This window comes from Streptomyces sp. NPDC042638, assembly GCF_040647235.1.
Taxonomy (GTDB): Bacteria; Actinomycetota; Actinomycetes; order Streptomycetales; family Streptomycetaceae; genus Streptomyces; species Streptomyces rameus.
This window is the reverse complement of record NZ_JBEZBT010000034.1, coordinates 15,973-28,666: the sequence shown is the minus strand read 5'-3', so window position 1 is coordinate 28,666 and position 12,694 is coordinate 15,973. Positions and strand designations below refer to the sequence as shown.

Sequence of the window (12,694 nt, the reverse complement as noted above, 5' to 3'; positions counted from 1 at the left end):
CGACCAGGGCCGTCGGGCCCATTGACGGTCCTCCGGGTTAAGGTCTCCTCGACGCGAACAGGAGGCACACGGGTGTTGTACGGAACGATGAAGCTCGCCATCGGAGGGCCGCTGAAGGTCGCCTTCAGGCCCTGGGTGGAGGGTTTGGAGAACGTTCCGGCCACCGGCCCCGCCATCCTGGCGAGCAACCATCTGTCCTTCTCGGACTCCTTCTTCCTGCCGGCCGTGCTGGACCGCAAGGTCACGTTCATCGCCAAGGCCGAGTACTTCACCACCCCGGGCGTGAAGGGCCGCCTCACCGCGGCCTTCTTCAAGGGTGTCGGCCAGCTCCCGGTGGACCGGTCCGGGGCGCGCGGCGCCGGTGAGGCGGCGGTCAAGAGCGGTATCGAGGTGCTGGAGCGCGGCGAGCTGTTCGGCATCTACCCGGAGGGCACCCGCTCACCCGACGGGCGGCTGTACCGGGGCAAGCCCGGCGGCCTCGCGCGCGTGGCACTGGCCACCGGCGCGCCGGTCATCCCGGTCGCCATGATCGACACGGAGAAGATCCAGCCGCCCGGGCAGGTGATGCCCAAGCTGATGCGGCCCGGCATCCGGATCGGCAAGCCCCTGGACTTCAGCCGCTACCAGGGCATGGAGCACGACCGGTTCGTGCTGCGCGCCCTGACCGACGAGGTCATGTACGAGATCATGAAGCTCTCCGGCCAGGAGTACGTCGACATCTACGCCACCGCCGCCAAGCGGCAGATCGCGGAGGCGGCCAAGGCGGCCAAGGAAGCGGAGAAGGCCGAGAAGGCCGAGAAGAAGCAGGCCGACTCCTAGGCGGGGGCCGAAGAGCCGGGGGGACCGGGGGGGACATGCCCGAGCGCGAGCGCGTCATGCGGATGTCGGTCGAGCTGCCGCTGTGGCGCGCGCTCGCCGGCTACCGCGTCCTGACCATGCTGTACGCCATCGGTCTGTGCGCCACCGCGTACGACCACTTCGTGCGCCCCTGGGTCGCCGTCGCCTACTACACGGTCCTGGTCACGTGGACCCTCACCACCCTGCCCCGGGTGGCCAACGCGGCGAGCTGCACCCGGCGTTTCCTGGCCGTCGACCTGGCTGTCGCGCTCGTCGGCATCCTGCTCACGCCGGTCGCCGACAGCCATGAGCGGATCGCGGGCGGCGGCCCCACCCTGCCGTCGATATGGACCGCCGGCGCGGTACTGGCCTTCGCCGTCAAGGGCGGCTGGCGCTGGGCGGCCGTCGCCTCCACGGCCGTGGCCGCCGTCAACCTGGTCGAGCGCGGCCACCCCGCCCGGGACACCGTGCACAACGTGGTCCTCGTCTGGGTCGCCTCCATCGCGATCGGCTACGTCGTGGAGGTGGCCCGCGCCTCCGAGCGCACCCTGGCCCGGGCGCTGGAGATCGAGGCCGCGACCCGGGAGCGGGAGCGGCTGGCCCGGGACATCCACGACAGCGTGCTGCAGGTGCTGGCGATGGTGAAGCGCCGGGGCACGGCCCTCGGCGGCGAGGCGGCCGAGCTGGGCAGGCTGGCCGGAGAACAGGAAGTGGCCCTGCGGACGCTGGTGTCGGGCGGTCTGGTGCCGGTGTCCCGGGTCTCGGAGGACCTGGCCGAAGGCGCCGTGGTCCGGCTGGTGGAGGAGCCGGGCGAGGAGGATCCGGCCGGCCCGGTCGACCTGCGCCTCCTGCTCGCCCCCTACGCGTGCGCCCGGTTCAGCCTCGCCGAACCCGGCGCCCCGGTGCCGCTGCCGCCGGCCGCGGCCCGTGAGGTGGCCGCCGCCGTCGGGGCCGCCCTGGACAACGTGCGCCGGCACGCCGGGGCGGGGGCCCGGGCCTGGATCCTGGTGGAGGACGAGCCGGAGGAGGTCGTCGTCACCGTCCGGGACGACGGCCCCGGCATCCCCGAGGGCCGGCTCGCGCAGGCCGAGGGCGAGGGCCGGCTCGGGGTGGCCCTGTCGATCCGGGGCCGGCTGCGCGACCTCGGCGGCAGCGCCGAGATCGTCTCCGTGCCCGGGCAGGGCACCGAAGTGGAACTGAAGGTACCGAAGGGCGCCGTGCGGGCGCGGGTGAAGAAGGCGGAGCAGCGATGACACAGCGACAGGACCCGATCAGGGTCATGGTGGTGGACGACCATCCCATGTGGCGTGACGCGGTCGCCCGTGACCTGGCCGAGTCGGGCTTCGAGGTGGTCGCCACCGCGGGCGACGGGGAGCAGGCGGTCCGCCGTGCCAAGGCCGCCGCCCCCGACGTCCTCGTGCTGGACCTCAACCTGCCCGCCAAGCCCGGTGTCCAGGTGTGCAAGGAACTCGTCGCGCACAACCCGGCGTTGCGCGTGCTCGTCCTCTCGGCGAGCGGTGAGCACGCGGACGTGCTCGAGGCGGTGAAGTCCGGCGCGACCGGCTATCTGCTGAAGTCGGCCTCCACCGGGGAACTGCTGGACGCGGTGCGCCGTACGGCCGTGGGCGACGCGGTGTTCACGCCCGGCCTCGCCGGACTGGTCCTCGGCGAGTACCGGCGGCTGGCCGCCGAGCCCGTGCCCGCGCCGGACGCCGGCGAGCCGGGCGCACCCCGGCTGACGGACCGGGAGACGGAGGTGCTGCGGCTGGTGGCGAAGGGCCTGAGCTACAAGCAGATCGCCGAACGCCTCGTCATCTCCCACCGCACGGTGCAGAACCACGTGCAGAACACGCTCGGCAAGCTCCAACTGCACAACAGGGTCGAGCTGGTGCGGTACGCGATAGAGCGCGGACTCGACGACGAGTAGCCCGGATCGCGGCGACTGCATCCGAATCACCCTCCCGCCTCTCCCGATGTGACGCGGATCACCATTAGCGTGACCGATCGTCAGGCAAGCGTGGCGAAGGGACATTTCATGCGAGTCGGAGTACTGACCGGAGGCGGCGACTGCCCCGGGCTCAACGCCGTCATCCGGGGCATCGTACGCAAGGGCGTGCAGGAGTACGGCTACGACTTCGTCGGTTTCCGGGACGGCTGGCGGGGCCCCCTGGAGAACGACACGGTCCGCCTCGACATCCCCGCGGTGCGCGGCATCCTGCCCCGCGGCGGCACCGTCCTCGGCTCCTCGCGGACCAACCCCCTGAAGGTGGAGGGCGGTATCCGCCGGATCAAGGACAACCTCGCCAAGCAGGAGGTGGAGGCCCTCGTCGCGATCGGCGGCGAGGACACCCTCGGCGTCGCGGCGCGTCTGTCCGACGAGTACGGCGTGCCCTGCGTCGGCGTACCGAAGACCATCGACAACGATCTGTCCGCCACCGACTACACCTTCGGCTTCGACACCGCCGTCAACATCGCCACCGAGGCGATCGACCGGCTGCACACCACCGCCGAGTCCCACATGCGGGTCCTGGTCTGCGAGGTGATGGGGCGGCACGCCGGCTGGATCGCGCTGCACTCGGGCCTCGCCGGCGGCGCCAACGTCATCCTCATCCCCGAGCAGCGCTTCGACCTCGACCAGGTGTGCGCGTGGATCACCTCCCGCTTCCGGGCGTCGTACGCCCCGATCGTCGTCGTCGCCGAGGGCGCCATGCCGAAGGACGGCGAGGTGGTGCTCAAGGACCAGTCGCTGGACTCCTTCGGGCACGTGCGGCTGTCCGGGGTCGGCGAGTGGCTCGCCAAGGAGATCGAGAGGCGTACCGGCAAGGAGGCCCGCACCACGGTCCTCGGACACATCCAGCGCGGCGGCACGCCCAGCGCCTTCGACCGCTGGCTGGCCACCCGCTTCGGTCTGCACGCCATCGACTGCGTGCGCGACGGTGACTTCGGCAAGATGGTCGCCCTGCGCGGCACCGACATCGTCCGCGTCCCGATCTCCGAGGCCACGGCCAGGCTGAAGACGGTCGACCCGAAGCTGTACGAGGAGGTCGGGGTGTTCTTCGGCTGACGACCCGGCCCGGGCCTGGGGACGCACGCGGCCCCAGGCCCCCGCACCGCCTCAGCCCACCGTGCTCGCCCCGCGCAGCCGGCCGATCAGCTCCTCGACGACCGCCGCGCCGTTCAGCGTGAGCACCGACTCCGGATGGAACTGCACGCCGGCGAAGCCGGGACCCCTGAGCGCGTGCACCTCGCCGTCGGCCGCGCGGCTCACCTCGACGCCGTGCGCGGCCAGCTCCCGGGCCGCCTCCTCGTCACAGTGCGCGACGAAGCTGTTGTAGAAGCCGACGGTCTCGCTCCGCCCGAACAGGTCGATCCCGGTCTGCGCACCCTGGTGGGGCACGTGCCTCCGGACGATCTCCAGGCCCAGCTCCGCCGCCATCAGCTCGTGCCCGAGACAGACGCCGAGCACACCGTGCCGGTGCCCCCGCAGCAGCTCGGCGGTGAGGTCCCGCAGGAAGCGCATCTTGGGGTCGTCGAGATCGCGGGGGTCGCCCGGGCCGGGCCCGAGGACGACCGGCCCCTCGTGCGCGAGCACCGCCGCCCGCAGCCCGGGCTCGTCGTACCGCCGGACGGTCACGTCGAGGCCGGTCGACCGCAGGACGTGCGCGAGCATCGCGGTGAAGGTGTCCTCCCCGTCGACGACGAGGGCGTGGCCCGCCAGGGCCTCGGACCGCTCCCGCATCCGCAGCCAGAACGGCGCGAGCGCCGCCCGCCGCCCGTCCAGCGCGGCCCGCACCCGCGGATCGTCGGCCAGCCGGGGCCGCTCCCGCTCCCGGGGCGGCCGGGACGGCCGGGCCCCGAGGGCGGCGAGCACACCCGCCGCCTTCGCGTGGGTCTCCGCGACCTCGCCGGCGGGGTCGGAGCCGCGCACCAGCGTCGCCCCGACCGGAACGCGCAGCCGGCCGTCGGCGCCGATGTCGGCGGTGCGGATCAGGATGGGGGAGTCGAGGGTCTGCGCGCCCCCGGAGTCCCGCCCGAGCAGGGCGAGCGCACCGGCGTAGTACCCGCGCCCCCCGGACTCGTGGCGCTCGATCACCCGGCACGCGTTCTGCACCGGCGAGCCGGTGACCGTGGCCGCGAACAGGGTCTCCCGCAGCACCTCCCGGGCGTCCAGGGAGGACCTGCCGCGCAGCTCGTACTCGGTGTGCGCGAGGTGCGCCATCTCCTTCAGCCGGGGGCCGACGACGACCCCGCCCATGTCGCCGACGGTGCACATCATCTTCAGTTCCTCGTCGACGACCATCGACAGCTCCTCGATCTCCTTGCCGTCGGCCAGGAAGGAGAGCAGGTGCTCGGGGGTCGGTCCCTCGGCGGGATAGCGGTACGTCCCGCTGATCGGGTTCATCACGACGGTGCCGCCGGACATCCGCACGTGCACCTCCGGGCTGGCACCCACCAGGGTCCGGTCGCCGGTGTGCACCACGAACGTCCAGTACGCGCCCCGCTCACCCTCCAGCAGCCGCCGGAACAGCGCGAGGGCGTCGGCGCGGCCGAAGCCGGGGATCTCGCCCTCGTAGGTGCGCCGGATCACGAAGTTCGCGCCCTCGCCGCGGCCGATCTCCTCGTGCAGCACCCGGCCGACGATCTCGCGGTACTCCTCGTCCGTCACGTCGAAGCCGCCGCCCTCGACCCGCACCTCGTGCGCCGGGAGCCGGGAGAGCGCCTCGGCGAGCGGGACGGCGTACGACTCCTCGGGGGTCAGCACCAGCAGCGGGGTGCCGTCGTCGCGGACGTCGAAGCCGCGTTCGCGGATCTGCCGGAACGGGACCAGGGCGAGCCCCTCGTCGGGCAGGTCGGCGAGCCGGTCACGGCTGGTCACCGGGCCGAGCAGCACCTCCACCAGCTGCTCGTCACGGCCGGGGGTGCGGCGGCGGAGCAGGGCGAAGGGGCGGGGGTCGTGCAGCAGCTGTGCCAGATCCATGGTTCCTCTGTACGTCGGTGAGGAGGAACGACCCCGGAAAACGCCGAAGGCCGCCCCTCGGGCGGCCTTCGGCGTTGTCTTGTCGTACGCGCGATCAGCGGGCCGCCGGAGAAGCGGTCCACCACCAGTTCTGGATGCGGTTCTGCATCGGAAGCGCGAACATGCCAGGCACCTTACCGCACCCCCGGTCCGTCCACCGGGCAGTCACTCCGTCTCACCCTTCGAGCGGGAGGAAAAAACATCCGACACGACCCCGTAATGTTTACGAGGTGACCGTGAACGCTAAGACCAGCCCGAGCGCTGGCAACACCTGGCGAAACCTGCCCGCGGCGCAGCAGCCCGAGTACCCCGACGCCGAGGCTCTGCGCGCAGTGATCGCGGACCTCGAGTCGTATCCGCCGCTCGTCTTCGCGGGCGAGTGCGACCAGCTGCGCGCCCGGATGGCGGCCGTCGCCAAGGGAGAGGCGTTCCTCCTCCAGGGCGGCGACTGCGCCGAGGCGTTCGACGCGGTGTCCGCCGATCACATCCGGAACAAGCTGAAGACGCTGCTCCAGATGGGTGCCGTCCTGACCTACGCGGCCTCCGTGCCCGTGGTGAAGGTGGGCCGGATCGCGGGGCAGTACTCCAAGCCCCGCTCCAAGCCCACCGAGACCCGCGACGGCGTGACCCTGCCGACCTACCGGGGCGACTCCGTCAACGGCTTCGACTTCACCGAGGCCAGCCGCGTCCCGGACCCCGAGCGGCTGAAGCGCATGTACCACGCGTCGGCCTCCACGCTGAACCTGGTGCGCGCCTTCACCACCGGCGGCTACGCCGACCTGCGCCAGGTGCACGCCTGGAACCAGGACTTCGTGAAGACCTCGCCGTCGGGCCAGCGCTACGAGCAGCTCGCGCGCGAGATCGACAACGCGCTGAACTTCATGCGGGCCTGCGGCACCGACCCGGAGGAGTTCAAGACCGTCGAGTTCTTCTCCTCGCACGAGGCGCTGCTGCTGGACTACGAGTCCGCCCTGACCCGGGTCGACTCCCGCACCGGCAAGCTCTACGACGTCTCCGGGCACATGGTGTGGATCGGTGAGCGCACCCGGCAGCTGGACGGCGCGCACATCGAGTTCGCCTCGAAGATCCGCAACCCGATCGGCATCAAGCTCGGCCCGACCACCACGGCCGAGGAGGCGCTGCGGTACATCGACCGCCTCGACCCCGAGCGGGAGCCGGGCCGGCTGACCTTCATCGTCCGCATGGGCGCCGACAAGATCCGCGACAAGCTCCCCGAGCTGGTCGAGAAGGTCACGGCGTCCGGCGCGACGGTGGCCTGGGTGACCGACCCGATGCACGGCAACACCTTCGAGGCGGCCTCCGGGCACAAGACCCGCCGCTTCGACGACGTGCTCGACGAGGTCAAGGGCTTCTTCGAGGTCCACAAGGGGCTCGGCACCCACCCGGGTGGCATCCACGTGGAGCTGACCGGCGACGACGTCACCGAGTGCGTGGGCGGCGGTGACGAGATCTTCGTCGACGACCTGCACCAGCGCTACGAGACCGCCTGCGACCCGCGGCTGAACCGCAGCCAGTCGCTGGACCTGGCGTTCCTCGTCGCCGAGATGTACCGGGACCAGTAACCGGTACCGGCCACCGCCTGGGGCGCGGATCACATCCGATCCGCGCCCCTCGCACTTTTGCGTAGGCGACGGGGTGGGTAAGGTTAGGTTTGCCTCACCGGAAATCGGGGCGGCAGCCAGTCAGCGACCCCGTCGGGAGGTGAACCGCGTGTACGTCTGCAGTTGCTTCGGCATCACCGAACAGCAGGTTCAGCAGCACGCGGAGAACGGCGCCGGCACCCCGCGCCAGATCGCCTCGGCCTGCAAGGCCGGCACCGACTGCGGCGGCTGTGTGCGCCGGATCCAGGCCCTCCTCGGCCGGGGCGCCTGCCCCCGCCGGGAGCTGATCGAGCGGCACGCCCCGGCTCTCGAAGCGCTGGACGACGCGGCCTAGGGCTCGCGGCCGCGCCGCTCAGGGGCTGGAGAAGCCGCTGGTGGACGGCCCCGACGGGTCGGGCTGACTCTGCTCGATCACCGTCGAGAGGTAGAGCGCCTCTCCCAGTTTGTCCACCAGCTCCAGCTGCGTGTCCAGGTAGTCGATGTGGTGCTCCTCGTCGGCCAGGATCGCCTCGAAGATGTTCGCCGAGGTGATGTCGCCCTTGTCGCGCATCACCTGGACGCCCCGGCGCAGCCGGTCGATGGCCTCCACCTCGACCTGCCGGTCGGCCTGGAACATCTCGGCCACCGTCTGCCCGACCCGGACGTGGAAGAGCCGCTGGTAGTTCGGCAGGCCGTCCAGGAGCAGGATGCGGTCGGTGAGCAGCTCGGCGTGCCGCATCTCGTCGAACGATTCGGCGCGGGTGTACTCGGCGAGCTTCGCCCATCCCCGGTGGTCCTGGAGCTTGGAGTGCAGGAAGTACTGGTTGATCGCGGTCAGCTCGGCGGTCAGCTGCTCGTTGAGCAGTTCGATGACCTCGGGGTCGCCTTGCATGCGACGGGCTCCTTCCGGACGACGGGCCGATAGCGCCGCATGATGGCACTGCCTGCGAAGATCGTCCAGTAAGTGCATACTTAGTAAGTAAGTGCCGACTTACCCCAGTTATCCGTTTCGTCATGCGGTGGTCAAGGGCATCGCCCGAGGTCTGTCAGGATGGATACATGGGGCATCCGGTGGAGCGAGAGTCTGGGGCAGCGGCAGGGTCCGAGCTTCCGCCGGGTCAGCGGCTCCAGCGTGGCTGGCCGGTCACGCACTACGGACCCGTCCCGAAGTTCCGGCCCGAGCGCTGGGACTTCCGGGTCTTCGGCGCCACCGCCGACGGCGACAAGCACGCCTGGAACCACGAGGAGTTCACGGCCCTGCCGTACACCTCCGTGGTGGCCGATCTGCACTGCGTGACGAAGTTCAGCATGGTCGGCGCGGAGTGGGGCGGCGTCCCGGCCCGCGCGATCCTGGACCTGGCCCCGCCGGCGCCGGACGTCACCCATGTGATGGTCTGGGCGGAGTACGGCTTCAGCTCCAACCTGCGCCTCACGGACTTCGCCTCCGATCACACGATCTTCGCCACCCACAAGGACGGCGAGCTGCTCACCGCCGAGCACGGCTTCCCGGTCCGGCTGGTCGTGCCCCATCTGTACGCCTGGAAGGGGCCCAAATGGGTCCGGGGCGTGGAGTACATGACCGCCGACCGCCGCGGCTTCTGGGAGGAGCGCGGCTACCACAACATCGGCGACCCCTGGAAGGAGCAGCGCTACTCCTACCAGGAGGGGCTCGGCGACGGCCCGGAGCTCTGACTCCGGACCGGCTCAGTGGTGGTACCGGTGCACCACCGCGTGTCCCTTGCCGCGGCCGATCGTCCACTTGTTGACCGGGGTGGTCACCACGAAGGCGATCACCAGCGAGATCACGAGCGAGACCCAGAACAGCGCGTCGCCCAGCATGGCGTCCCTGGCGGACGGCCAGACCAGGATCACCCCGTTGTCGATCAGCTCCATCACGGCGATGGACAGGGTGTCCGCCGCCAGTGCCACCCGGAAGGCCGTACGGAAGCCGACGCCCGCCCTCAGCACCCCGCGCAGGGTGAGCGAGTAGCCGAAGAAGAAGGCCAGCGCGATCGCGAGCAGGGTGGTCGGCAGGTTGCCCCACCCGAACGCCGTACCCAGGACCATGCCCAGCACCTCGCCGATGGCGCAGCCGGTGAGGCAGTGCAGGGTGGCCTGTGCGGCCGTTGCCCAGCCGGTCCCGCCCGCGTGACCGGCGTGGTGCGCGTGGTGCGCGTGATGTGCGTCGTGATGGACGTGTTCCGTGTGTGCCTCGTGCTGCATGACGTGTACCCCCATGTCGGATGACGGCTCCTGCACCGGACAGGAACCATATACCCCCCAGGGGTATTCCCCAAGGGTTATGCGTCGCGCAGTTTCTTCAGGCGTTCCACGTCCGCCGCGTGCCCCTCCTTCCCGCCGGGCGTCTCGATGACCAGCGGGACGCCCTCGGTCGCGGGATGGGTCATGAGCGCCCGGAACGGGTCCTCGCCGATGTGGCCGACGCCGATGTTCTCGTGCCGGTCCTTGTGCGCGCCCACCACATCCTTGGAGTCGTTGGCGTGGATCAGCTTCAGCCGGCCCGCACCGACGGTGTCCACCAGGAGGTCCAGGGTCTGGTGCATGCCGCTCGGCCCGGTCAGATCGTGTCCGGCGGCGAAGACGTGGCAGGTGTCCAGGCACACGCCCAGCCTCGGGTGGGCGTCCAGCGCCTCGAAGTAGGGCCCGAATTCCCAGGTCCGCGAGCACAGTGAGGATCCCTGCCCGGCGGTCGACTCCAGCAGCAGGAACGGGTCGTCGTCGTGGGTCAGCTCGTCCAGCAGCGGCAGCATGTGCTCGCGCACCTGCTGCAGCGCCGTCTCCCGGGCCCGTCCGCCGGTCGCGCTCCCGGTGTGCACCACCACACCCAGCGCGCCGATCTCCCGCGCCCGCCGCAGGGAGTGCCTGAGCGACTCCACCGACCGTTCCACGGTCGCCTCGGTGTGCGAGCCGAAGTTGATCAGATAGGGGGCGTGGACGTACGCCGGGACCGACTCCTCGGCACACGCCGCGCGGAACGCCTCGTCCTGCCGCGGGTTCCCGGCGGGCGTGGCCCAGCCGCGCGGGTTGGCGACGAAGACCTGCACGGCCTCCGCCTTCAGGTCGCGGGCGTAGGACAGCCCGACGGAGTGCAGCCCACCGGCCACGGGCACATGGCCGCCGACGGGGTTGCGGGGGAGGGAGGACTGAACGGGACTCACCCGTTCAGGGTGTCATGTCCGCCCCCGCGCCCGGACCACGGCCGGTGGTGAACCGGGTCACCGGATGGTGATCGTGACCGTCGACCCCTTGGGTGCCTTGTCGCCGCCCTCCACCGACTGCTTCTTCACGGTGTCCCCGAACAGCCCGAGCAGGCCGCGGTCCTCGTTCACCTCGAAGCCCGCGCCCTCCAGGGCCGTGTGCGCGTCGTCCACGCTGTCCCCGACCACGTCCGGGACCTCGATCATCTCCGGGCCCTTGGACAGCGTCAGCGTCACCGTGTCGCCCTCGGCCGCCTGGCGTCCGCCGCCGGGGCTCTGCGCGGCGACCTCGCCCTTGTCGTACTCGGAGTTGACCCGGCCGGCGGCGATCCGCACCTTCAGCCCGGCGTCCGTCAGCTCCGCCCTGGCACTGTCCAGGTCGTCGCCCGTGACGTCCGGCACGTCGATGGGGCTGCCCTTGCTGACGACCAGCGCGATCGCCGAGCCCGCGTGCCGCTTGGTGCCCGCGTCCGGGACCGTGCGGATCACCGAGCCCGTGTCGACGTCCTCGCTGAACTCGCGGGTGACCATGCCCGGCTCCAGGCCGTCCGCCTTCAGCCGTGCCCGCGCCTTCGCGAGCGGCTGCCCCTCCACGTTCGGCACGTTCACCGTCTCCGGTCCGAGCGACACGGTCAGCGTCACCGAGTCGTGGTCCCGGATGCGCGCGCCCGGTGCCGGGTCGCTGCCGATCACCGTGCCCCGCTCCACGGTGTCGCTGTAGGCCCGCTTGACCTGGCCGACGTCGAGCCCGGCCGTCCTCAGCCGTTCCCTCGCCTGCGTCTCGGTCTTGGCCAGCAGCGGCGGCACCCGGGTGAACTGGCCGGAGTTGATGTACCAGACCCCGGCGCCCACGCCGAACACCACCAGCACGGCCGCGATCAGCGCCAGCACCGCGCGCGGGGGCCGTGCCGGACGCCGGCGGGGCGGCACGGGCGGGCTCTGGAAGCGGGCGGTGCGGTCGATGCCGTCGCCCGGGGCGCCCTCGGGAGCGTCCTCGTCGACGGGCAGTGGCCGGGGCACGGTCAGCGCGCGCGGGATCACGCTCGTCCGGTCCCCGGCGTTGTCGTGGCCGGCGGACAGCGCCTGCGGCGGCACCACGTCCAGTTGCTCGTCGGTCAGCGTCCGGCGGGCCTCGCGCACCTGGGCGAGCAGCGCCACGGCGTCGTGCGGCCGGCCGTCGGGTATGCGCGCGGCGGCCGACGCGACCAGCGCGTCCAGCTCGTACGGCAGCCCCGGCACGAGCGCCGAGGGCGGCGGCACGTCCTCGTGGATGTGCTTGTAGAGCACCTGGGCCGGGGAGTCCCCGGAGTGCGGCTTGGTGCCGGTCAGCATCTCGTACAGGACCACACCGCACGCGTACACGTCGACACGCGGGTCCGTGGTGCCCTGCTCGATCTGCTCGGGCGCGAGGTAGGAGACGGTCCCGAGTACGGCACCGGTCGTGCTGGTCACCGTGTCCACGGAGCGCACCAGCCCGAAGTCGGCGACCTTGACCCGGCCGTCGTCGCCTATCAGCACGTTCTCGGGCTTCATGTCGCGGTGCACGAACCCGGCCCGGTGCGCGGCCCCGAGCGCGGCGAGCACCGGCTCCAGGATGTCCAGCGCGGCCCGCGGCTGCACGGCACCCCGCTCGCGCAGCACGTCCCGCAGGGTGCAGCCGGCGATGTACTCCATGGCCAGGTAGACGTACGACCCGTCGGTGCCCTGGTCGAAGACCTGCACCACGTTGGGGTGGTCGAGCCGGGCGACGGACTTCGCCTCCCGGATGAACCGTTCGACGAAGGCCCCGTCGGAGGCCAGCGCCGGGTGCATCACCTTCAGCGCGAGAACGCGGTCCAGGCGGGTGTCCAGGGCCCGGTAGACCGTGGCCATCCCACCGGCCGCGATCCGCGCGTCCACGCGATACCTGCCGTCGAGCACCTGCCCGACGAGGGGGTCCTGAAGGGTCGTATCCACGAGAGGCGAGTCTACGAGCCGCGACCGGCACGGCCGCCCCGCCCACCGGCATCGGGGCGGGACTG

At 71.5% G+C, this 12,694-nt stretch carries 12 protein-coding genes; 7 read left to right on the top strand and 5 right to left on the bottom strand.

Translation table 11 applies throughout. The features are described 5' to 3' along the window. The first annotated feature begins 87 nt into the window (after positions 1–87). The 4 genes from AB0B40_RS24880 (at position 88) to AB0B40_RS24865 (ending at position 3,901) form a co-directional block, all read left to right on the top strand. Positions 88–819 carry a lysophospholipid acyltransferase family protein gene (locus AB0B40_RS24880; protein ID WP_345050962.1) on the top strand — a complete coding sequence of 244 codons (732 nt, stop codon included), beginning with the start codon at positions 88–90 and terminating at the stop codon, positions 817–819. 35 nt (positions 820–854) lie between these two features. After that, a complete protein-coding gene (locus AB0B40_RS24875; protein WP_345050337.1) occupies positions 855–2,090 on the top strand; it encodes a DUF5931 domain-containing protein in 1,236 nt (411 codons plus the stop codon). After that, the gene (locus AB0B40_RS24870; RefSeq protein WP_345050339.1) at positions 2,087–2,764 is read left to right on the top strand and encodes a response regulator transcription factor; all 678 of its coding nucleotides are present in this window, start codon (positions 2,087–2,089) and stop codon (positions 2,762–2,764) included. The genes AB0B40_RS24875 and AB0B40_RS24870 overlap by 4 nt, the downstream gene beginning before the upstream one ends. 108 nt (positions 2,765–2,872) lie before the next feature. Next, positions 2,873–3,901, top strand: a complete 1,029-nt coding sequence (locus tag AB0B40_RS24865; RefSeq protein WP_345050342.1) for a 6-phosphofructokinase — start codon at positions 2,873–2,875, stop codon at positions 3,899–3,901. Between the two features lie 51 nt (positions 3,902–3,952). On the opposite strand, the gene AB0B40_RS24860 is transcribed toward AB0B40_RS24865, so the two are convergent. Next, a complete protein-coding gene (locus tag AB0B40_RS24860) occupies positions 3,953–5,815 on the bottom strand; it encodes an anthranilate synthase family protein (protein ID WP_362265637.1) in 1,863 nt (620 codons plus the stop codon). Between the two features lie 269 nt (positions 5,816–6,084). Between AB0B40_RS24860 and AB0B40_RS24855 the strand changes: the two genes are divergently transcribed. Then, positions 6,085–7,437, top strand: a complete 1,353-nt coding sequence (locus AB0B40_RS24855; RefSeq protein WP_345050346.1) for a class II 3-deoxy-7-phosphoheptulonate synthase — start codon at positions 6,085–6,087, stop codon at positions 7,435–7,437. Positions 7,438–7,585: 148 nt separating this feature from the next. Next, positions 7,586–7,810: a (2Fe-2S)-binding protein gene (locus AB0B40_RS24850; RefSeq protein ID WP_362265635.1), complete on the top strand. Its 225-nt coding sequence runs from the start codon at positions 7,586–7,588 to the stop codon at positions 7,808–7,810. An 18-nt stretch (positions 7,811–7,828) separates the two neighbouring features. Here the strand turns inward: AB0B40_RS24850 and bfr are convergent, their stop codons facing one another. Beyond that, complete coding sequence (gene bfr, locus AB0B40_RS24845) at positions 7,829–8,347, bottom strand: bacterioferritin (protein WP_345050352.1); 519 nt, start codon at positions 8,345–8,347, stop codon at positions 7,829–7,831. Between the two features lie 167 nt (positions 8,348–8,514). Here bfr and AB0B40_RS24840 point away from each other — a divergent pair, with 167 nt between their 5' ends. Beyond that, the gene (locus AB0B40_RS24840; protein ID WP_345050355.1) at positions 8,515–9,147 is read left to right on the top strand and encodes a sulfite oxidase-like oxidoreductase; all 633 of its coding nucleotides are present in this window, start codon (positions 8,515–8,517) and stop codon (positions 9,145–9,147) included. A 12-nt stretch (positions 9,148–9,159) separates the two neighbouring features. On the opposite strand, the gene AB0B40_RS24835 is transcribed toward AB0B40_RS24840, so the two are convergent. The 3 genes from AB0B40_RS24835 to pknB form a co-directional block, all read right to left on the bottom strand. Further along, on the bottom strand, positions 9,160–9,678 hold the full coding sequence (locus AB0B40_RS24835) for a DUF4396 domain-containing protein (protein ID WP_345050965.1): 519 nt from the start codon (positions 9,676–9,678) through the stop codon (positions 9,160–9,162). Positions 9,679–9,755: 77 nt separating this feature from the next. After that, on the bottom strand, positions 9,756–10,634 hold the full coding sequence (locus AB0B40_RS24830; protein WP_362265632.1) for a deoxyribonuclease IV: 879 nt from the start codon (positions 10,632–10,634) through the stop codon (positions 9,756–9,758). Positions 10,635–10,691: 57 nt separating this feature from the next. Then, positions 10,692–12,629 (bottom strand): Stk1 family PASTA domain-containing Ser/Thr kinase, encoded by a 1,938-nt coding sequence (gene pknB, locus AB0B40_RS24825; protein WP_345050360.1) that lies wholly within the window; start codon positions 12,627–12,629, stop codon positions 10,692–10,694. Between the last annotated feature and the right edge of the window lie 65 nt (positions 12,630–12,694).